The sequence below is a fragment of the Bradyrhizobium arachidis genome (assembly GCF_024758505.1).
GTDB classification, from domain to species: domain Bacteria; phylum Pseudomonadota; class Alphaproteobacteria; order Rhizobiales; family Xanthobacteraceae; genus Bradyrhizobium; species Bradyrhizobium manausense_C.
Genome location: NZ_CP077970.1, coordinates 392,739 through 413,380, shown reverse-complemented (window position 1 = coordinate 413,380; position 20,642 = coordinate 392,739). Strand labels below are relative to the sequence as shown.

At 64.5% G+C, this 20,642-nt stretch carries 18 protein-coding genes; 5 read left to right on the top strand and 13 right to left on the bottom strand.

What is annotated here, in order from left to right:
* Positions 1 to 19: 19 nt before the first annotated feature.
* Positions 20 to 610, top strand: a complete 591-nt coding sequence (locus KUF59_RS02005) for a DUF4337 domain-containing protein (protein ID WP_212456172.1) — start codon at positions 20 to 22, stop codon at positions 608 to 610.
* Positions 611 to 780: 170 nt separating this feature from the next.
* Here KUF59_RS02005 and KUF59_RS02000 read toward each other — a convergent pair whose 3' ends face one another.
* The 12 genes from KUF59_RS02000 to KUF59_RS01945 all read right to left on the bottom strand — a co-directional run bounded on the left by KUF59_RS02000 (position 781) and on the right by KUF59_RS01945 (position 14,744).
* Complete coding sequence (locus tag KUF59_RS02000; RefSeq protein ID WP_212456173.1) at positions 781 to 1,311, bottom strand: hypothetical protein; 531 nt, start codon at positions 1,309 to 1,311, stop codon at positions 781 to 783.
* A gap of 34 nt (positions 1,312 to 1,345) precedes the next feature.
* Positions 1,346 to 2,746: a dihydrolipoyl dehydrogenase gene (gene lpdA, locus KUF59_RS01995; RefSeq protein WP_258768102.1), complete on the bottom strand. Its 1,401-nt coding sequence runs from the start codon at positions 2,744 to 2,746 to the stop codon at positions 1,346 to 1,348.
* Positions 2,747 to 2,782: 36 nt separating this feature from the next.
* Complete coding sequence (locus tag KUF59_RS01990) at positions 2,783 to 3,544, bottom strand: SDR family oxidoreductase (protein WP_212456539.1); 762 nt, start codon at positions 3,542 to 3,544, stop codon at positions 2,783 to 2,785.
* 51 nt (positions 3,545 to 3,595) lie between these two features.
* Positions 3,596 to 4,831, bottom strand: coding sequence for a 2-oxoglutarate dehydrogenase complex dihydrolipoyllysine-residue succinyltransferase (gene odhB / locus KUF59_RS01985; protein WP_212456175.1), 1,236 nt, complete (start codon positions 4,829 to 4,831; stop codon positions 3,596 to 3,598).
* Positions 4,832 to 4,940: 109 nt separating this feature from the next.
* The gene (locus tag KUF59_RS01980) at positions 4,941 to 7,904 is read right to left on the bottom strand and encodes a 2-oxoglutarate dehydrogenase E1 component (protein ID WP_258768100.1); all 2,964 of its coding nucleotides are present in this window, start codon (positions 7,902 to 7,904) and stop codon (positions 4,941 to 4,943) included.
* A gap of 135 nt (positions 7,905 to 8,039) precedes the next feature.
* Positions 8,040 to 8,924: a succinate--CoA ligase subunit alpha gene (gene sucD, locus KUF59_RS01975; RefSeq protein WP_212405020.1), complete on the bottom strand. Its 885-nt coding sequence runs from the start codon at positions 8,922 to 8,924 to the stop codon at positions 8,040 to 8,042.
* Between the two features lie 33 nt (positions 8,925 to 8,957).
* Positions 8,958 to 9,437 (bottom strand): DUF1579 family protein, encoded by a 480-nt coding sequence (locus KUF59_RS01970; protein ID WP_212456540.1) that lies wholly within the window; start codon positions 9,435 to 9,437, stop codon positions 8,958 to 8,960.
* Positions 9,438 to 9,453: 16 nt separating this feature from the next.
* Complete coding sequence (sucC, locus tag KUF59_RS01965; protein WP_212456177.1) at positions 9,454 to 10,650, bottom strand: ADP-forming succinate--CoA ligase subunit beta; 1,197 nt, start codon at positions 10,648 to 10,650, stop codon at positions 9,454 to 9,456.
* A gap of 215 nt (positions 10,651 to 10,865) precedes the next feature.
* A complete protein-coding gene (mdh, locus tag KUF59_RS01960; RefSeq protein WP_140982562.1) occupies positions 10,866 to 11,834 on the bottom strand; it encodes a malate dehydrogenase in 969 nt (322 codons plus the stop codon).
* 256 nt (positions 11,835 to 12,090) lie between these two features.
* Complete coding sequence (gene zapE, locus KUF59_RS01955; RefSeq protein ID WP_212456178.1) at positions 12,091 to 13,278, bottom strand: cell division protein ZapE; 1,188 nt, start codon at positions 13,276 to 13,278, stop codon at positions 12,091 to 12,093.
* A 121-nt stretch (positions 13,279 to 13,399) separates the two neighbouring features.
* A complete protein-coding gene (thpR, locus tag KUF59_RS01950) occupies positions 13,400 to 13,936 on the bottom strand; it encodes an RNA 2',3'-cyclic phosphodiesterase (protein WP_212456179.1) in 537 nt (178 codons plus the stop codon).
* A 172-nt stretch (positions 13,937 to 14,108) separates the two neighbouring features.
* Entirely contained in the window at positions 14,109 to 14,744 is a 636-nt protein-coding gene (locus KUF59_RS01945; protein ID WP_212456180.1) for an arylesterase, read from the bottom strand.
* A 55-nt stretch (positions 14,745 to 14,799) separates the two neighbouring features.
* On the opposite strand from KUF59_RS01945, the gene KUF59_RS01940 reads away from it, so the two are divergent.
* The 4 genes from KUF59_RS01940 to KUF59_RS01925 all read left to right on the top strand — a co-directional run bounded on the left by KUF59_RS01940 (position 14,800) and on the right by KUF59_RS01925 (position 19,949).
* Entirely contained in the window at positions 14,800 to 15,522 is a 723-nt protein-coding gene (locus KUF59_RS01940; RefSeq protein WP_212456181.1) for an ABC transporter ATP-binding protein, read from the top strand.
* Positions 15,519 to 18,089, top strand: coding sequence for an ABC transporter permease (locus KUF59_RS01935; protein WP_212456182.1), 2,571 nt, complete (start codon positions 15,519 to 15,521; stop codon positions 18,087 to 18,089). Before KUF59_RS01940 ends, KUF59_RS01935 begins: the two co-directional genes overlap by 4 nt.
* Before the next feature lie 282 nt (positions 18,090 to 18,371).
* Positions 18,372 to 19,163: a Bax inhibitor-1/YccA family protein gene (locus KUF59_RS01930; protein ID WP_212456183.1), complete on the top strand. Its 792-nt coding sequence runs from the start codon at positions 18,372 to 18,374 to the stop codon at positions 19,161 to 19,163.
* 255 nt (positions 19,164 to 19,418) lie between these two features.
* Entirely contained in the window at positions 19,419 to 19,949 is a 531-nt protein-coding gene (locus KUF59_RS01925; RefSeq protein ID WP_212456184.1) for a GNAT family N-acetyltransferase, read from the top strand.
* A gap of 142 nt (positions 19,950 to 20,091) precedes the next feature.
* Here the strand turns inward: KUF59_RS01925 and KUF59_RS01920 are convergent, their stop codons facing one another.
* Positions 20,092 to 20,463 carry a DUF2794 domain-containing protein gene (locus KUF59_RS01920; protein ID WP_212456185.1) on the bottom strand — a complete coding sequence of 124 codons (372 nt, stop codon included), beginning with the start codon at positions 20,461 to 20,463 and terminating at the stop codon, positions 20,092 to 20,094.
* Positions 20,464 to 20,642: the final 179 nt, after the last annotated feature.

Here is a 20,642-nt window from a genome sequence, read left to right as displayed (position 1 = left end):
CCGAGGCAGGAGGGACATGATGAGCGCACATGAAAGCATGGAGCATGCCGAGCACGCCGAGCACGCGTCCGGCTCGAGCCGGAAGATTGCCCTTCTGATCGCCGTGCTGGCGCTGTTCCTCGCGATCTCGGAGACGCTGGGCAAGGGGGCGCAAACCGAATCGATCAGCAAGAATGTCGAGGCGTCCAACCTCTGGGCGTTCTTCCAGGCCAAGAGCATCCGCCGCACCGTCGTGCAGGTCGCCGCCGACCAGGGCAAGCTCGAGCTCGGCGCCGCTACTGACGACGCCCGCAAGGCTACGGTGCAGAAGCAGATCGACGACTGGACGAAGACCGCGGCGCGCTACCGCTCCGAGCCGGAGACCGGCGAAGGCACCGAGCAACTGGCCGAGAAGGCCAAGCACGCCGAACACCTACGCGACGAAGCGACGGCAAAGTACCATCACTTCGAGCTCGCTTCGGCCGCCTTCCAGATCGGCATCGTGCTGGCCTCGGCCACCATCATCACCGGCATGCTCGCGCTCGCCTGGGTGGCCGGGCTGCTGACAATCGCAGGCCTGGGCATGACGGCGCTCGGCCTGTGGATGCCGCATTTCTTGCATTTACATTGAAGGGATAACGCTGCTCGTCCCGTCATCCTGAGGCGCGAGCCATGCGACGCAACGCGTCGCGTGGGGATGCAGCCGGGCCGTCGCCCTTCGAGGGCCGCTGAACAAGCGGCCACCTCCAGCGACAACGGCTTCGCCGTTGCGCGGGGGTGACGGTGAAACATTTGGATTGATCAGCGCGCCTCGTGCACGCTCTTGCGAAAGCGCTGGATCAGGCGGAGCGTGCGGGCGGACCAGCCTTCGCCGTTGCCGGTGAGGACTTCCTTGATCCGCCGCTTCATCGGCTCGACCAGCGCGGTCGCCTTGGCGCGCACCATGAGCACGAATTCGTAGAGCTTCTCGAACCAGGCCATCTCCATGAGCTTGGGACGCGTCACGTCGAACACGAAGGCGGTGACGCCGACGCCGAGCAGCTTTGCGAACACGATCGTGACGACCGCGCTCAGCCAGTATTCATGGGTGAGCAGCCAGAGCCCGACCAGCTTGAGCGGAAACAGCGGGATGATGGGGACCGCGAATACGATCAGCGTCATCGCCGGCGACAGCGCGTCGACGCGATCGGACAGCCACTGCTTGAATTCCGCGAGCGGAATCGCCGCGACGACCCGCGCCACGATCGGTTCGAGGTGATCCCATAGCCAGGCTTCGATCAAAAAGATGATCGCAAGCAGGACCCAGACCGGTTGAAGAAGGCGGCGCAGCATGTGATGTCCCGCCCGATTCGGTTCCGAGCGTCGCCTACATATGGATGGCGCGCTTGCCGACTGCAAGCGCCGCTTCCTTGACGGCTTCCGACCGGGTCGGATGCGCATGGCAGGAGCGCGCAAGATCTTCGGCACTGCCACCAAATTCCATGAGAACGACCGCTTCATGGATCATTTCCCCGGCTTCGCGGCCGACAATGTGCACGCCGAGCACACGATCGGTCTTCGCATCTGCGAGAATCTTCACAAAGCCATCGGTGGTCTGGTTGACCTTCGACCGTCCGTTGGCGGTAAAGGGAAACTTCCCGACAGTATAAGCCTGACCGGCCTGTTTCAGTTCCTCCTCGGTCTTGCCGACGGAGGACACTTCTGGCGTGGTATACACGACGCCTGGGATAACATCGTAGTTCACGTGGCCGGATTGTCCGGCGAGAATTTCCGCGACCGCCACGCCCTCGTCCTCGGCCTTGTGCGCCAGCATCGGGCCCGCAACGACGTCACCGATGGCGTAGACGCCCTTCACGTTGGTCGAAAAATGCGCATCGATCTGGACGCGGCCGCGATTGTCCAGCGCAACGCCGGCTTCCTTCAGGCCGAGGCCGTCGGTGAAGGGCACGCGGCCGATGCAGACCAGCACGACGTCGGCCTCGATCGTCTCAGCGGCGCCGCCCGCAGCCGGCTCGATTTTGGCAAGCAGCGTCTTACCGGAAGCATCGACACCGGTGACCTTCGAGCCAAGCTTGAACGCAAAACCCTGCTTTTCCAGCATGCGCTGGAATTGTTTTGCGATCTCGCCATCCATGCCGGGCAGGATGCGATCGAGGAACTCGACGACCATCACTTCGGACCCAAGCCTGCGCCACACCGACCCGAGCTCGAGGCCGATCACGCCGGCGCCGATGACGAGCATTCTCTGCGGCACCTTCTCCAGCGACAGCGCGCCGGTCGACGACACGATGCGCTTCTCGTCGATCTCGATGCCCTTGAGACGCGCGATGTCGGAGCCGGTAGCGATCACGATGTTCTTCGTTTCCACGACCTGCGACTTGCCGTCAGCGGACACTTCGACCTTGCCGGTGCCCAGAATCTTGCCGGTGCCCTTCAGCACGTCGATCTTGTTCTTCTTCATCAGGAACTCGACGCCCTTGACGTTGCCGTCGATGCCCTGCTGCTTGAAGTTCATCATCGCCGGCAGGTCGAGCTTTGGCGTGGAAACCGACACGCCCATCTTGGCGAAGGAATGCGCGGCTTCCTCGAACATCTCGGAGGCGTGCAGCAGCGCCTTCGAGGGCATGCAGCCGACATTGAGGCAGGTGCCGCCGAGCGTTGCGTTCTTCTCCACCACGGCGACTTTCATGCCGAGTTGGCTTGCGCGCACTGCGCAGACATATCCGCCCGGTCCGGTGCCGATGACGACGAGATCGTAGGTAGCCATGAGAAGAAGTCCTGTGGGTATCAGTGGTGAGATGTGTCAGCGCCCGCCGGACACATCGAGAATGGCCGACGTGACGTAGGAGGCATCCTCCGACATCAGCCAGACGATGGCGTTGGCGATTTCCTCCGACGTGCCGACGCGCTTCATCGGCACCATATGGGCCAGACGATGCGCGCGATCGGGCTCGCCCCCGGCGGCGTGGATTTCGGTGTCGATCAGGCCGGGACGGATCGCGGCGACGCGGATGCCCTCGCCCGCAACCTCATGGCCGAGGCCAACGGTGAAGGAATCGATCGCGCCCTTGGAGGCCGCGTAGTCGACATAGGTGTTCGGCGCACCGAGGCGGGCTGCGACCGACGAGAGATTGACGATGACGCCGCCCTTGCCGCCATGCTTGGTCGACATCCGCTTCACCGCCTCGCGCGCGCAGAGCATGCTGCCCGTGACGTTGATGGCCATCACGCGCTGGATGCGCTCGGCCGACATCTCGTCGACCCGCACGCCGCTGGTGCCGACAATGCCGGCATTGTTGACCAGCGCGCCCAGCGTGCCGAACTTGTCGGCGGCCTCGAACAGCGCGAGGATGTCTTGCTCCTCGGCAACATCGCATTTCACCGCGATGGCCTTGCCGTTGCTGCCCTCGATCTTCGAGACGACCTCATCGGCGGCCGCCTTGTTGCTGGCATAGCCGACCACGACGCGAAAACCGCGCGCGGCCGCGGCAAGCGCCGTCGCGCGACCAATGCCGCGGCTGCCGCCGGTGATGACAACGACCTTGTCCGTCACGTCAGTCTCCATCATTCACGCGCCGCCGCTTGCGAGCGACGGCGCTTTCAGCTGATCGGGGGATCAGAGGTCCAGCACCAGCCGCGCCGGATCTTCCAGGCTCTCCTTGACGCGAACCAGGAAGGTGACGGCTTCCTTGCCGTCGATCACGCGGTGATCGTAGGACAGTGCCAGATACATCATCGGGCGAACCTCGATCTTGCCGCCGACGACCATCGGCCGCTCCTGGATCTTGTGCATGCCCAGAATGCCGGACTGCGGCGCGTTGAGGATCGGCGTCGACATCAGCGAGCCGTAGATGCCGCCATTGGTGATGGTGAAGGTGCCGCCCTGCATCTCGTCGATCTTGAGCTGACCGTCGCGGGCCCGGCGGCCGAAATCGGCAATGCCCTTCTCGATGTCGGCGATCGACTTGTGGTCGCAATCGCGCACCACCGGCACGACCAGGCCCTTGTCGGTGCCGACGGCGACGCCGATGTGGTAGTAGTTCTTGTAGATCAGGTCGGTGCCGTCGATCTCGGCGTTGACGGCCGGGATGTCCTTCAGCGCCTGCACCACGGCCTTGGTGAAGAAGCCCATGAAGCCGAGCTTTGAGCCGTGCTTCTTCTCGAACGCATCCTTGTAGTGCGCGCGCAGCGCCATGACGTTGGTCATGTCGACCTCGTTGAAGGTCGTCAGCATCGCGGCGGTGTTCTGCACGTCCTTGAGGCGGCGCGCGATGGTCTGGCGCAGCCGCGTCATCTTCACGCGCTCCTCGCGCGCGGCATCGTCGGCCGGCGACGGCGCGCGCACCTGGACGGAGGCGGCGGGCTGGTTGACCGGCGTCGGCGCGGACGCCGCACGCTCGATCGCGGCGAGCATGTCGCCCTTGGTGACGCGGCCGTCCTTGCCGGAGCCCGGAACGGTGGAGGCATCGATGCCGGTCTCGGCCGAGAGTTTTCGCACCGAGGGCGCGAGCGGCGCATCGGCCGGCGGTGCCTTGGCCGCGGCGGGAGCAGCAGGCGCCGGCGCGGCGGCAGCGGGCTTGGCGGCAGCCGCGGCAGGCTTCGCTGCGGCTGCAGCGGCGCCGTCATTGATCTGGCCGAGCAGCGCGCCGACCGCGACGGTCTCGCCGTCCTTGGCGATGATCTCGCCGAGCGTGCCGGCGGATGGTGCCGGCACTTCGATGGTCACCTTGTCGGTCTCGAGCTCCACCAGGGGCTCGTCGACGGCGACGGACTCGCCGGCCTTCTTGAACCAGCGGCCGATGGTGGCCTCGGTGACGGATTCGCCGAGCGTCGGCACCCGAATTTCAGTCATGGTCTTTTTCCCTAAAGATCGCCTGTGCGGTCGTGAATTTCATATGTCATCGCCCGCCTTGCGCGCGCTTGCGCGACTGCGGCGGGCGATGACTCAAGTCCAAAATTGTTTAGCTCAACGCCTCGTCGAGGAACGCCTTCAATTGAGCCTGATGCTTGGACATCAAGCCGGTCGCGGTCGCGGCGGAGGCTGCGCGGCCGACATAACGCGGACGCCGGCTCGCGCCGTGGACCTGGTTGAGCACCCATTCGAGATAGGGCTCGATGAAGTGCCACGCGCCCATGTTGCGCGGCTCTTCCTGACACCAGATCACCTCGGCCTTCTTGAAGCGCGACAGCTCCTGAACCAGCGCCTTGAGCGGCACCGGATAGAGCTGCTCGACGCGCATCAGGTAGATGTCGTCGATGCCGCGCTTCTCGCGCTCCTCGTAGAGGTCGTAATAGACCTTGCCCGTGCAGAGGATGATGCGGCGGATCTTCTCGTCCGGCACCAGCTTGATCGGCTCGTTCGGCAGCATCTGGGTGTCATCGTAGAGGATGCGGTGGAACGTCGTGTCCTTGCCGAGCTCGTCGAGCCGCGACACCGCCCGCTTGTGACGCAGAAGCGATTTCGGCGTCATCAGGATCAGCGGCTTGCGGATCTCGCGGTGGAGCTGGCGCCGCAGCACATGGAAGTAGTTCGACGGCGTCGTCGGATAGACCACCTGCATGTTGTCTTCGGCGCACATCTGCAGGTAACGCTCGAGGCGTGCGGAGGAATGCTCGGGGCCCTGGCCCTCATAGCCGTGCGGCAGCATGCAGACGAGGCCCGACATGCGCAGCCATTTGCGTTCGCCCGAGGAGATGAACTGGTCGAACACGACCTGCGCGCCGTTGGCGAAGTCGCCGAACTGGGCTTCCCACATCGCGAGCGCATTCGGCTCGGCCAGCGAGTAGCCATATTCGAAGGCGAGCACCGCTTCTTCCGACAGCAGCGAGTTGATGACCTCGTAATGTCCCTGCTCGACGCCGAGATGATTGAACGGCGTGTAGCGGCTCTCGTCTTCCTGGTCGATCAGCACCGAATGACGCTGCGAGAAGGTGCCGCGCTCCGAATCCTGCCCGGAGAGGCGCACGTGGTGGCCCTCCTCGAGCAGCGAGCAGAACGCCAGCGCCTCACCTGTCGCCCAGTCGATCCCGACGCCGTTGTCGATTGCCTTGGCACGATTGTCCAGGAAACGCTGGATGGTGCGGTGAACACGGAAACCATCCGGCACCTTGGTGATCTTGCGGCCGATGTCCTTGAGCGTTGCAGTATCGACGCCGGTGATGCCGCGCCGCGCATCCTCTTCCTGGTCGGCGATCTTGAAGCCCGACCACTTGCCGTCGAGCCAGTCGGCCTTGTTCGGCTTGTAGCCCGACCCGGCCTCGAACTCGGCATCGAGCCGGGCGCGCCAATCGGCCTTGGCCTTGTCGACCTCGCCATCGGTCATCACGCCTTCGGCGACGAGCCGCTTGGCATAGATCGTCAGCGTCGAGGGATGCGAGGCGATCTGCTTGTACATCACAGGCTGGGTGAACGCCGGCTCGTCGCCCTCATTGTGGCCGTAGCGGCGGTAACAGAACATGTCGATGACGACAGGCTTGTGGAACTTCTGCCGGAACTCGATCGCCACCTTGGCCGCGAACACCACGGCTTCCGGATCGTCGCCGTTGACGTGGAAGATCGGCGCGTCGATCATTTTTGCGACGTCGGACGGATAGGGCGAAGAGCGCGAGTAACGCGGATAGGTGGTGAAGCCGATCTGGTTGTTCACGATGAAGTGCAGCGAGCCGCCTGTGCGGTAGCCCTTCAGGTCCGACAGAGCAAAGCATTCCGAGATCACGCCCTGGCCGGCGAACGCGGCATCGCCGTGCAGCAGCAGCGGCAGCACGGAGATGCGCATGTCCGGCGGATCGCCGTGCTGGTCCTGCTTGGCGCGCACCTTGCCGAGCACCACAGGGTCGACGATCTCGAGATGCGACGGGTTGGCGGTCAGCGACAGATGGATCCGGTTGCCGTCGAACTCGCGGTCGGAGGAAGCGCCGAGGTGATACTTCACGTCGCCGGAGCCTTCGACGTCCTCGGGGTTCGCCGAACCGCCCTTGAACTCGTGGAACAGCGCGCGATGCGACTTGGCCATCACCTGCGTCAGCACGTTGAGGCGGCCGCGATGCGGCATGCCGAGCACGATTTCCTTCACGCCGAGATTGCCGCCGCGCTTGATGATCTGCTCGAGCGCGGGGATCAGCGATTCAGCGCCGTCGAGGCCGAAGCGCTTGGTGCCGGTGAACTTGATGTCGCAGAACTTTTCGAAGCCTTCGGCTTCGACCAGCTTCGTCAGGATGGCGCGGCGGCCTTCAGGCGTGAACGAGATCTCCTTGTCCGGACCCTCGATGCGCTCCTGGATCCACGCCTTCTGCGCGGCGTTGGTGATGTGCATGAACTCGACGCCGAGCGTCTGGCAGTAGGTACGCTCGCAGATCGCGACGATCTCGCGCAGGTTGCCGTATTCGAGGCCGAGCACGTGATCGAGAAAAATCTTGCGGTCGTAGTCGGCCTCGCTGAAGCCGTAGGTGCGCGGGTCGAGCTCTTCACGGTTGCGCGGCGCCTCGATGCCGAGCGGATCGAGTTTTGCGTGGAAGTGGCCGCGCATGCGGTAGGCGCGGATCAGCATCAGCGCGCGCACCGAATCGCGGGTGGCCTGGAGCACGTCGGCGGAGGAGAGGTCGGCGCCCTTGTCGGCCACCTTCGCCTTGGCGGCGATCTTGGCTCCGACCGCCTTCTCGACCTCGACCCAGTTGCCGTCGAGCGCCGAGGTGAGCTCGTCGCGCGGCGTCACCGGCCAGTTGTCGCGGGCCCAGCTCGGGCCCTCGGCGTTCTTGCGAACGTCGGCCGGCTGGTCCTTCAGGCTCCGGAAGAACTCCTGCCATTCCGGATCGACCGAGCCGGGATCCTTCTCATAGCGGGCGTAGATATCGTCGATGTAGGTGGCGTTTGTGCCCTGCAGAAAGGATGAGAGGGCAAAGGCTGCGTTCGCGTCTTGGCGAGACATACTTAACTTCCTGGCGATTTTTGTTTGCGCCCTGAAAACGGCGCTGCGACCGATCCCCCGGCGTGGATCGGTGCGTCAGCGACCATTTACCCTATCTGGCGCGAAACTTCGCCCGGAAAACAACGAAGAAGTGAATTAGCCTTTCAATTTTTCGGCAAGCGTATGTCCGAGCCGCGCGGGCGACGGAGACACGGTGATTCCGGCCGATTTCATGGCTTCGGTCTTGGAACCGGCGTCGCCCTTGCCGCCGGCGATGATCGCGCCGGCATGGCCCATGCGGCGGCCGGGAGGTGCGGTAACACCGGCGATGAAGCCAACCATCGGCTTCTTGCGACCGCGCTTGGCCTCGTCCTTGAGGAACTGGGCGGCGTCTTCCTCCGCGGAACCGCCGATCTCGCCGATCATGATGATGGACTCGGTCTTGGGGTCGCCAAGCAGCATCTCCAGGACGTCGATGAACTCGGTTCCCTTGACCGGATCGCCACCGATGCCGACCGCGGTGGTCTGACCGAGGCCCTCCTGGGAGGTCTGGAACACGGCTTCATAGGTCAGCGTGCCCGAGCGGGAGACGATGCCGACGCTGCCGGTCTTGAAGATGTTGGCCGGCATGATGCCGATCTTGCATTCGCCGGCGGTCATGACGCCCGGGCAGTTCGGCCCGATCAGGCGCGACTTGGAACCGGCGAGCGAGCGCTTCACGCGGACCATATCGATGACCGGGATGCCTTCGGTGATGCAGACGATCAGCGGCACTTCGGCGTCGATCGCCTCGCAGATCGCATCAGCCGCGCCCGGCGGCGGCACGTAGATCACGGACGCATCCGCACCGGTCTTCTCGCGCGCCTCGCGCACGGTGTCGAACACCGGCAGCCCCAGATGCGTCGAACCGCCTTTGCCCGGCGAGGTGCCGCCGACCATCTTGGTGCCGTAGGCAATCGCGGCCTCCGAATGGAACGTGCCGTTCTTGCCGGTAAAGCCCTGGCAGATGACCTTGGTGTTCTTGTCGATCAGGATGGACATGAGGACTCTTTCGCGAACTCTAACGGTGAGAGGTCAGTGGATGCGACGATAGACGCCGGTGAGCACGTCGGCCCAACCTTCCGCGTCCGGCGAGAACTGGATCTTCAACGAATAGGAATTGTCGTCGATGATCTCGTAGACGTGGCGCGCGTTGCCGCGGAGCGAGCCGCGCACCAGCGTCAGGGTCTTGCCGACCCAGCCGCCGGAGGCGGGCGAGGGCGGCGTGTAGCCGAGCGAGTCGTACCAGAACAATTTGTAGGTCCGGTCGTCACGGTCGTAGGTGAAGAGGCCGTGGGTGGCGAAGACTTCCTTGCCGTCGCGCATCTGCACGGTGTCCTGGATCAGGTAGAAGCCATTCAAGTCCATGCGCGCGACGACCCGCGAGGTCGCCGGCCCGCCGGCGTTCCAGCGCGACGGGAAGACCGTTTCCTCACCATTCCATTCACCAGAAAGCACCGACAGACGTTGGTGCTCCGGCAGCGGAGATGACGCAGAGAGATGGTCCTTCGGCATGTCCTTGGGCATGGCTCTAGCCTCCCTTGACGGCCTTCACGATCTTCTGCGCGGCGTCGTCGAGATTGTCCGCCGGCAGCACGTTGAGGCCGGATTCACGGATGATCTTCTTGCCGAGCTCGACATTGGTGCCTTCGAGGCGGACCACCAGCGGCACGCTGAGGCCGACTTCGCGGACGGCAGCCGTGACGCCCTCGGCGATCACGTCACACTTCATGATACCACCAAAGATGTTGACCAGGATGCCCTTCACGTTGGGATCTGCGGTGATGATCTTGAAGGCGGCCGCGACCTTTTCCTTGCTGGCGCTGCCGCCGACGTCGAGGAAGTTGGCCGGCGACATGCCGTAGAGCTTGATGATGTCCATCGTCGCCATGGCGAGGCCGGCGCCGTTGACCATGCAGCCGATATTGCCGTCGAGGGTGACGTAGTTGAGATCGTATTTCGACGCTTCGATTTCCTTGGCGTCTTCTTCGGTCTCGTCGCGCAGCGCCATCACCTCGGGGTGACGGAACAGCGCGTTGTCGTCGAACGACACCTTTGCATCGAGCACGCGGAGCTGGCCCTGCTTGGTCACGACGAGCGGGTTGATCTCCAGCATCGACATGTCCTTGGCGACGAAGGCCGTGTAGAGCTGCGCGGTGAGCTTTTCCGCCTGTTTGGCGAGATCGCCCGACAGGTTCAGCGCCTTGGCGACGGTGCGACCGTGATGGCCCATGATGCCGGTCGCGGGATCGACGGAGAAGGTGACGATCTTCTCGGGCGTGTTGTGCGCGACGTCCTCGATGTTGACGCCGCCCTCGGTCGAGACGACGAACGAGACGCGCGAGGTCTCGCGGTCGACCAGGATCGAGAGGTAGAATTCCTTGTCAATGTCGGAACCGTCCTCGATGTAGAGGCGGTTGACCTGCTTGCCGGCGGGGCCGGTCTGCACGGTCACGAGCGTCGCGCCCAGCATCTGCTTGGCGAACTCGGCGACTTCCCCTGCCGACTTGGCGATGCGCACGCCGCCCTTGTCGCCGGCCGAGGCTTCCTTGAACTTGCCCTTGCCGCGGCCGCCCGCGTGGATCTGGCTTTTGACCACCCAGACCGGGCCAGGCAGCGCCTTGGCGGCGGCTTCGGCGTCGGCAGGCTTCAGGACCGGAACGCCCTTGGAGATCGGCACGCCGAACTCGTTGAGCAGCGCCTTGGCCTGGTACTCATGGATATTCATCTGGTCGCTCCCTGAACCCTTGCGCGGTGACCTCGCGGGTTCACCTCAGTTTTGGCTGGCATACCATATACCACAGGAACTGCAACCCGGATTCTTCGACAAAAGTCGCGAGACCCGGCTTGCCGGACCCGGACCCCGCCTGGATGAGCCAGACCGGACGCCGGAAATGGAAACGCCGAAGACCGGGTTTTCGGTCTTCGGCGCGGTTGTCTCGATTAACGGCCGAGAAGATCGGGGGCGATCTTCTTGCAGGCGTCTACCAGACCCTGCACGGCGCCGACCGACTTGTCGAAGGCTTCGCGGTCCTTGCCGCCGAGCTCGATCTCGACGACGCGCTCGACGCCCTTGGAGCCGATGACGACGGGCACGCCGACATACATGTCCTTCACGCCGTATTCGCCGTTCAGATAGGCGGCGCAGGGCAGCACGCGCTTCTTGTCCTTGAGATAGCTCTCGGCCATCGCGATCGCGGAGGCCGCCGGCGCGTAGAAGGCGGAACCGGTCTTGAGCAAATTGACGATCTCGGCGCCGCCATTGCGGGTGCGGTCGACGATCTCGTCGAGGCGCGCCTGCGAGGTCCAGCCCATCTTGACGAGGTCGGGCAGCGGAATGCCGGCAACGGTGGAATATTTGGTCAGCGGCACCATGGTGTCGCCGTGGCCGCCGAGCACGAAGGCGGTGACATCCTCGACCGAGACGTTGAACTCGTCGGCGAGGAAGTAGCGGAAGCGCGCGGAGTCGAGCACGCCGGCCATGCCGACCACCTTCTTGTGCGGCAGGCCGCTAGCCTTCTGCAGCGCCCAGACCATCGCATCGAGCGGGTTGGTGATGCAGATGACGAAGGCGTCGGGCGCGTACTTCTTGATGCCGGCACCGACCTGCTCCATGACCTTGAGGTTGATGGAGAGGAGATCGTCGCGGCTCATGCCGGGCTTGCGCGGCACGCCGGCGGTGACGATGCAGACCTTTGCGTTGTCGAGCGCCTCGTAGGAATTGGCGCCGGTGTAATGCGCGTCAAAACCGTCGACCGGCGAGGACTGCGCGATGTCCAGCGACTTGCCCTGCGGCACGCCTTCGGCGATGTCGAACATCACCACGTCGCCCAGTTCTTTCAGGCCGATGAGATGAGCCAACGTGCCGCCGATCTGACCGGAGCCAATCAAAGCAATCTTGTCGCGCGCCATGGGAAACCTGTCCTTTGAGATGTCCGCGAGGGATGGAAAACTGAGTGGGTGGTTATCCCTTTCGCACTCGGCGTTCAAGTCGCCGAATGCCCAATTGTCGGGCTTGCCGCGAATACAGCCAGCGAACCCCGGACGTCATTCCGGGGCGCCCGCGCCATTGCGCGGGCGAACCCGGAATCTCGAAGTTGTGGCGTGAGATTCCGGGTTCGCGCTAACGTGCGCCCCGGAATGACGAGCAGCAGGCGGGAAATAGGACTTAAGTCTCTACCAGGCCCTTGGTCGAGCCGCTGGCGGTAGAATCCTTGCGGCCGTGAGGCAGCGCCAGATAGGATTCCGAGCTCATTTCGATCAGGCGCGACGACGTGCGCTTGAACTCGTTGGCCTCGTTGCCTTCGCTCGCCAGATACAGCGACACCGGATTGGCTTCGGCCGACGCCATCAGTTTGACAGCGTTATCATAGAGCGTATCGATCAGCGTGATGAAGCGCTTGGCGGCGTTGCGCTCGGAAAAGTCCATCACTGGAATATGGTCGACCAGGATGGTGTGATAGTCGTGCGCGAGCCTGAGATAGTCCGATGCGGCGAGCGGTTTTTGGCAGAGATCGGCGAAAGAGAAACGCGCGACGCCATGCGCCGAGCACGGCACATGCAGGATGCGGCCTTTGATCGAAATGTCGCGCGACTTGCACTTGGCGTTACCGGTCATCTTCGCCCAGGCGCGATCGAGCGCGGTGTCAGCATCGCCGTCGGCCGGCGTCAACCACATCGGCACGCCCTGAAGTTTCTCCAGCCGGAAATCGGTGCGCGCGTCGAGACGCAGCACGTCCATGTGATCGTTGATCTGCACGATGAACGGAAGGAACAACGCGCGGTTCAAGCCACCCTTGTAGAGATCGTCGGGCGCGACGTTTGACGTCGCGATCACGACGGTGCCGAGCTCGAACAGTTTTGCGAACAGGCGCCCCAGGATCATCGCATCTGCGATGTCGGTGACGTGGAATTCGTCGAAGCAGAGCAGCCAGCTCTCCTCGAAGATCGCATTCGCCGTGAGCCCGATGACGTCGGCATCCGCGATCTCGCCGCGCGCGATGTTCTGGCGATAGCCGTAGATGCGCTCATGCACCTCGGCCATGAATTCGTGGAAATGCGCGCGGCGCTTATGCTCGACGGAGGAGTGCTGGAAGAACAGATCCATCAGCATGGTCTTGCCGCGGCCGACCTCGCCATGGATGTAGAGGCCGCGCGGCGCCTCGCCCTTGTCGCCGTTGCCGAACAGGCGGCCGAGCAAGCCCTGCTTGCGGGCGGGCTTGTAGTTCGCGAGCCGCTGCTCCAGCTCCGCATAGGCGTCCGCGACCTCGGCCTGGGCCGGGTCCGGCTCGATCGCGCCGGAGGTGACCTGCGCCTGATATTCCGCGCGGAACGAGGGGTTTTGGGTGGAGAGCATGGGCTTCTTACCGCCAGAGACGGCGGCAAATTGCAAGCCGTGAATTGGTGGAAGGGGTATGCGCGGACGCTACGGCGCCATCAGGACGCCATAGAGCTAACCCGCTACGGGCCGTCGCACTTCACGCACACAGCTCGTAGCTGTCCTCGACCACATACGGCCCGCCGCCGGTGGAGGCGCGCGAGGAGAACAGCACGAAGCGTTCGGCGGTGAAGACCTTGCTCGGGAAGTAGCCGCGCAGCGAGAGATAGTCGGCGACGTCCTGGTCGGAGGCGTCGTGCAGACGTGCCAGCGTGACGTGCGGAATGTATTTGCGCCCTTCGGGATTGAGGCCGATGCGCTGCATCATGCGCTCGAGCTCGGCCTGCAATTCCATCAGCGGCTTGCTCGGCGCGATGGTGGCGACCACCGCGCGGGGCTTGCGGCCGCCAAAACTCTGCAAACCCTGCACCTTCACCTCGAACGGCTTGCGGTCGACGCGAAACAGCATCGAGGCGATCTCGTTGGCGGTGACGCCGTCGATGTCGCCGACGAAGCGCAGGGTGACGTGATAATTTTCGGGATCGATCCAGCGGGCGCCGGGAAGGCCGCCCCTTAAGTTGGAAAGCTGCAGGCCGACGTCGGCCGGAATTTCCAGACCCGTGAACAAACGCGGCATCGTTGAGCACTCCCGATGCTTGGGTACGATCCTTGATGAAGGATCATATCCAAATTAGAGCCGGCGACGAATCACCGGTAACCTGATTCCTATCGCAGTTATGTGACTCTGCGAAGCTTGGGCCGGGCTACTCCGGGAAAACCCTGGGTATTAGGGTTAGCACTGCCTGCTTTCAACGCCGCTGCTCGCTTATCGTGCCAAGAAATGCCTCCACGGTGGGCATGATGTTGTTCACGATGATGTCGACGCCCGCGGCCGTCGGATGGATGCCGTCGGCCTGGTTGAGCTTGGCGTCCGCTGCAACGCCTTCGAGGAAGAACGGATAGAGCGGCACGCCGTATTGTTTCGCGAGATCCGGATAAATCGAATTGAAGCGCGCCGCGTAATCGGCTCCATAATTCGGCGGCGCCAGCATGCCGCACAGCATCACGGCGATGCCGCGCGCTTTCAGCCGCGCCAGAATGTCGGACAGGGCCGCGCGCGTGACGTCCGGGTCGAGGCCGCGCAGCGCGTCATTGGCGCCGAGCTCGACGATGACACCGCGGGTTCCGTCAGGGATCGACCAGTCGAGCCGGTCGCGGCCGCCGGAGGAGGTGTCGCCGGACACCCCGGCATTGGTCATCTCGACCGCTATACCTTTGTCCTGCAAAGCTTTTTTGAGCTTGGCCGGAAATGCATCCTGGGCCGGCAGGCCAAGCCCGGCGCTCAGGGAATCGCCGAGCACGACCAGCTTGACCGGCTTCTCCTGCGCCAGGGCGGCGGGCGCGCCGACCGTCATCAAAGCGAGCATCAACACGGCTATGTGCATGAACAATCCGTAACGCCTCTCGACCGGGCTAGCGGAGTTGCCATATGACCGGACCATGGACAGTCGCATCGAATCCTCTTCGCTCGCCGGCACGACGCCGGACACCATTTCCATCGCCAACGTCAATCTCTCACTGGGCACGGGCGCGGCACGCGTTCACATTCTCAAGGATATCAGCCTGCGCGTCGGCTCGGGTGAGGCGATCGGCCTGATCGGCCCGTCAGGCTCGGGCAAATCCACGCTGCTGATGGTGATGGCGGGGCTGGAGCGTCCTGATAGCGGAGAGGTGGTGGTGTCAGGCACGCCTTTCAATGCCCTCGACGAGGACGCGCTCGCCCGCTTCCGCGGCCGCCAGGTCGGCATCGTCTTCCAATCGTTCCACCTGATCCCGACCATGACGGCACTGGAGAATGTCGCCGTCCCGCTCGAGCTCGCCGGCAATCCCGATGCGGCAAAGCGCGCGGCGGAAGAGCTGAATTCGGTCGGGCTCGGCGATCGCCTGCATCATTATCCCTCGCAGCTTTCCGGCGGCGAGCAGCAGCGCGTTGCGCTGGCCCGCGCGCTGGCGCCGGATCCGGCGATCCTCGTCGCCGACGAGCCCACCGGCAATCTCGACGAAGCCACAGGCAAGCAGATCGTCGACCTCATCTTCGGCAAGCATGCCGAGCGCGGCATGACGCTGGTGCTGGTGACGCATGATTCCTCGCTCGCGCATCGCTGCGACCGCGTGATCCGCCTGCGCTCCGGGCGCATCGACACGCAGACCGTCAACTCATGAGCATCGCCGCCGAACCGGTTGCGCGGCATAGCGCCGTCGCGCTGTCGATCCGCTATGCCTTGCGCGAGTTGCGCGGCGGCCTGCGCGGCTTCTACGTCTTCATCGCCTGCATTGCGCTCGGCGTCATGGCAATCGCCGGCGTCGGCTCGGTGTCGGCGAGCCTCAGCGACGGGCTGGCGCGCGAGGGACGTACACTGCTCGGCGGCGACGCCTCCTTCGTGCTGTTCCAGCGCGAGGCAAAACCCGAAGAGGTCGCCTTCCTGCGCTCGCGCGGCACGGTCTCGATCGCGGCAACCCTGCGCGGCATGGCGCGCTCGGCCGAGGGCAAGCTGGCGCTGGTCGAGATGAAGGCGGTCGACAACGCCTATCCGATGCTGGGCCAGCTGACGCTGTTTCCGCCGATGCCGCTATCCGACTTGCTTGCAGAACGCGACGGCGCGTTCGGCGCCGCAGCCGATCCGACGCTGCTCGCGCGCATGAGCCTCAAGATCGGCGATCGCGTCACCGTCGGCAATGCCATTTTCCAGATCCGCAGCGCCGTCGAGGCCGAGCCCGACAAGCTCGCCGGCGGCATCGGCTTTGGCCCGCGCTTCCTGATCAGCGAGGCGGGCCTGCGCGCCACCGGGCTGTTGCAGCCGGGCAGCCTGGTGCGCTGGGTCTACCGGGTGAAACTGCCCGACGTCGCCAACAGCGAGCGCGCGACCGAGACTTTTATCAGCGATGCGCGCACGACTGCACCGCAGGCCGGCTGGGAGATCCGCAGCCGCTCCAACGCCTCGCCGCAGCTCGAGCGCAATATCAACCGCTTCACGCAATTTTTGACGCTGGTCGGCCTCGCCGCGCTGCTGGTCGGCGGCGTCGGTGTCGCCAATGCCGTCAAGAGCCATATCGACCGCCGGTTAGAGGTGATCGCCGCCTTCAAGGCGGTCGGTGCAACGGGCCGCGACGTGTTCGGCATCTATCTCGCCCAGGTGCTGCTGCTCGCCGGCATCGGCTCGGTGATCGGGCTGGCGCTCGGCGCGGCGATGCCGTTTGCCATTGTCGGCCTGTTCGGACAGCTGCTGCCGCTGCCGGTGGTGCCGGCGCTGCATGCCGACGAGCTCGCGCTGTCCTTCGTCTACGGCCTGTTGACTGCGCTCGCCTTCGGCCTGTGGCCGCTCGGCCGCGTCCATGACGTGCCGGTCGCCGCATTGTTTCGCGACACGATCAGCGCCGAATGGCACCGGCCGCGCTGGCGCTACCTCGCCTTCATGGCCGTGGTGATCGCAGCCCTCATCGCGGTCGTGATCGGCCTGTCCTACGACAAGCGCATCGCCGCCGTGTTCGTGCTCTCCTCCGTCGTGGTGTTCGCGCTGTTGCGCGGCATCGCCGCCCTGCTGATGGCGATCGCGCGGAAACTGCCGCGCACGCGGCTGCCGATGCTGCGGCTTGCGATCGCCAACATCCACCGGCCGGGCGCGCTGACGCCGTCGGTGGTGCTGTCGCTCGGCCTCGGGCTCGCCGTGCTCGTCACCATCACCCAGATCGACGGCAATCTGCGCCGGCAGTTTCTGGCGGCGCTGCCCGACCGCGCGCCGTCGTTCTACTTCATCGACATTCCGAGCGCGGACGCCGCGCGCTTCGACACCTATCTGCGCCAGATCGCGCCGGGCGCGAAGGTCGAGGACGTGCCGATGCTGCGCGGCCGCATCGTCGCCGCGCGCGGCGTCAAGGCCGAGGCGCTGAAGCCCGCGACCGACGCCGAATGGGTGCTGCAAAGCGACCGCGGCCTCACCTATACGAGCGAGTTGCCAAAAGGCTCGAAAGTGGTCGAGGGCGAATGGTGGGGCGCCGACTATGCCGGCCCGCCGCTGGTCTCGATGGAGAAGAAGATCGCCGACGGGCTCGGGCTCGGCATCGGCGACGAGGTCGTGGTCAACGTGCTCGGCCGCGACATTCCGGCGAAGATCAGCAATTTGCGCAACATCGACTGGCAGGGGCTCGGCATCAATTTCGTGCTGGTGTTCTCGCCGAATGCCTTCAAGGGCGCGCCGCATACCCATATCGCGACGCTCACCGAAGCCAACGGCGACGCCGCGGGCGACGGCAAAATCATCAAGCAGGTGGCGGACGCCTATCCGATGGTGACGAGCGTGCGGGTCCGCGAGGTGATGGAGACGGTCGGCTCGGTCGTCACCAACCTCGCGCTCGCGATCCGCGGTGCTAGCGCGGTGACCCTGATCTCCGCCATCCTGGTGCTGGGCGGCGCGCTCGCCGCCGGCCATCGCCACCGGGTCTACGACGCCGTGATCCTGAAGACGCTGGGCGCGACGCGGCTGCGGCTGCTCGGCGCCTACGCGCTCGAATATCTCCTGATTGGACTGGCCACCGCGGTGTTCGGCGTGATCGCCGGCAGCATCGCGGCCTGGATGATCGTGACGCGGCTGATGACGCTGACCTTCGTCTGGCAGGCCGGCAGCGCAGCCGGCGTGGTGGTGTCCGCGCTGGTCGTCACCGTCGGCCTCGGGCTCGCCGGGACGCTGCTGGCACTGAACCAGAAGCCTGCCACGGTGTTGCGGAATTTGTGACAAATTGAAGCGGCAGGCTGCGCGGGTCCCGGGACGCGGCGAATCCGCAGATTTTGGGGTTAACCACCTCTGCGCGCGGGAATTGCACCCCTGAGGGCGACATTCAGCCGCGCGTGGACGCTTGCAGCGAATGTGTTAGTTTCCCACATATCGATCGGGTTCGGATCCCAAAATGTTAGCCAAATTTAATATCGGCAGGCATCGGTATCCGAGATAGGATTTGACGAACCGGGCGGCGCGGGGACCTGAGTGCCGGACCGGACAACCAACGGGAATTCGACCATGTCGGACCTAGACCGTAACTACACTTCTCCTTTCGGCCGGGCCGCCGGGCGCGTTGACGCCGCGACGGTCGATGCCGGACTGCGCGCCTATATGCTGCGCGTCTACAACTACATGAGCATTGGCCTAGCCATCACCGGCTTCGCCGCGCTCGGCGTCTACATGGCGGCGGTAACCTCCGATCCGTCGGGCGCCGCCGCGAAGATCGGCAGCTCGTTCCTGACGCCGTTCGGCTACGCGATGTTCGTGAGCCCGCTGAAGTGGCTGTTCATCCTGGCGCCGCTCGCCATGGTGTTCGTGATTTCGGCCGGCATCAACCGCCTGGCTCCCTCGACCGCCCAGATCCTGTTCTGGGTGTTCGCGGCGCTGATGGGCGTCTCGCTGTCGTCGATCTTCCTGGTGTTCACGCACACCTCGATCGTGCGGGTGTTCTTCATCACCGCGGCGACCTTCGGTGCGCTCAGCCTCTACGGCTACACCACCAAGCGCGACATGAGCGGAATGGGATCGTTCCTGTTCATGGGCCTGATCGGCATCATCATCGCGAGCGTGGTCAACCTGTTCCTGGCGAGCTCGGTACTGCAGTTCGTCGTGTCTGTCGTCGGCGTGCTGGTGTTCGCGGGCCTCACCGCCTGGGACACGCAGCGGCTGAAGAACGACTACATCTACGGCTACGCAGCCGCGGGTGGCGAGGTTGCCGAGCGTGCCGCGATCACCGGCGCCCTGTCGCTGTACCTGAACTTCATCAACCTGTTCACGCTGCTGCTGCAGCTCCTCGGCCAGCGCGACTAAGCGCCAAGACGAGCGAACGACACCAACCCCGGCCGCGAGGCCGGGGTTTTTGTTTGGGCTTCTCCCCGTCATTCCGGGGCGCGCGGAGCGCGAACCCCAATGTGCAATTGCGCATTGTGGAATCTCGAGATTCCGGGTTCGGCTCTTCGAGCCGCCCCGGAATGACTCAGGATACGTCGGCCATCAACGCAAGCCCGGCCATGACGTATGCGGAAACGGCGTTGCTCCAAGCGCCGCCACTGATATCTTGCCCCCATGTCCGCACCTGAAATCAGGCCCACAATCGAGGCCGACCTACCCGCCATCACCGCCATCTACGAGCACGCCGTGCGCCACGGCACCGCGACGTTCGAGCTCGAGCCGCCCGACCTCGCCGAGATGACGCGGCGCTACAGGGCGCTGGTGGACGGCGGCTATCCCTATTTCGTTGCTGAGATCGACGGGCGCGTGGCGGGCTATGCCTATGCCGGCGCCTACCGGCCGCGGCCGGCCTACCGCTTCACGGTGGAGAACTCGATCTATCTCGATCCGTCATTCCATCGCCGCGGCATCGGCCTCCTCCTGCTCGAGAAGCTGATCGTCGAAAGCGAAGCGCGCGGCTTCCGCCAGATGATCGCCGTGATTGGCGACTCCGCCAATGCGGGTTCGATCGGCGTGCACACCAGATGCGGCTTCAAGATGATCGGCACGCATCCCAATGTCGGCCTCAAATTCGGCCGCTGGCTTGATACGGTGATGATGCAGCGGGATCTGGGCGAAGGCAGCAGCACGGTGCCGGGGAAGTAGCTCGGATTCGTAGGGTGGGTTAGCCTTGCGACTGCGCGAAGCGCAGTTCGCTGGGCGTAACCCACCTCTTGTGTTTCCACGTCAACAGGAGTGGTGGGTTACGCCTTCGGCTAACCCACCCTACGGCATCGGAATGATGCCGCTACACCACCGCGAGCTTGCGGTCGATCACGAGCAGCACGCGTTCGAGCTCGTGGCCGCGGCGCAGGATCAGGCCGGTCGCCGAGATCACACTGTACATGCCCTGCTTGCGCGCGAGCCGCGGATCCTTCTCGATGCGATAGATCGGCACCTCGGAGGCGCGGCGAAAGACCGAGAACACGGCGCGGTCCTTGAGGAAGTCGATGGCGTAGTCGCGCCACTCGCCGTCGGCGACCATGCGGCCGTAGAGATTGAGGATTCGGTTCAGTTCGAGGCGGTTGAACGTCACGCGGATAGGCGGGGAACTCGCAGCGGCGCTTCGCGCCACTGCGCGCTGCTCGCTCGGATCGGCTTCCTCCGACATCAGACTCATGGAGCGTCTCCTGTCGCATCACGCCACGATCCCGCGCGAAGTTCCCTTCGCAGTCCCTTCGCAGTCCCTTGGGCCCGGATCATGACAGTTGCATGATTGCGCCAACCGTGCGCCGCCGCAAGGGGCGGACTTGCGGCGCGCATTTAATTCGCGCCTTGACCGGAGCTTTTGGCTGTGGA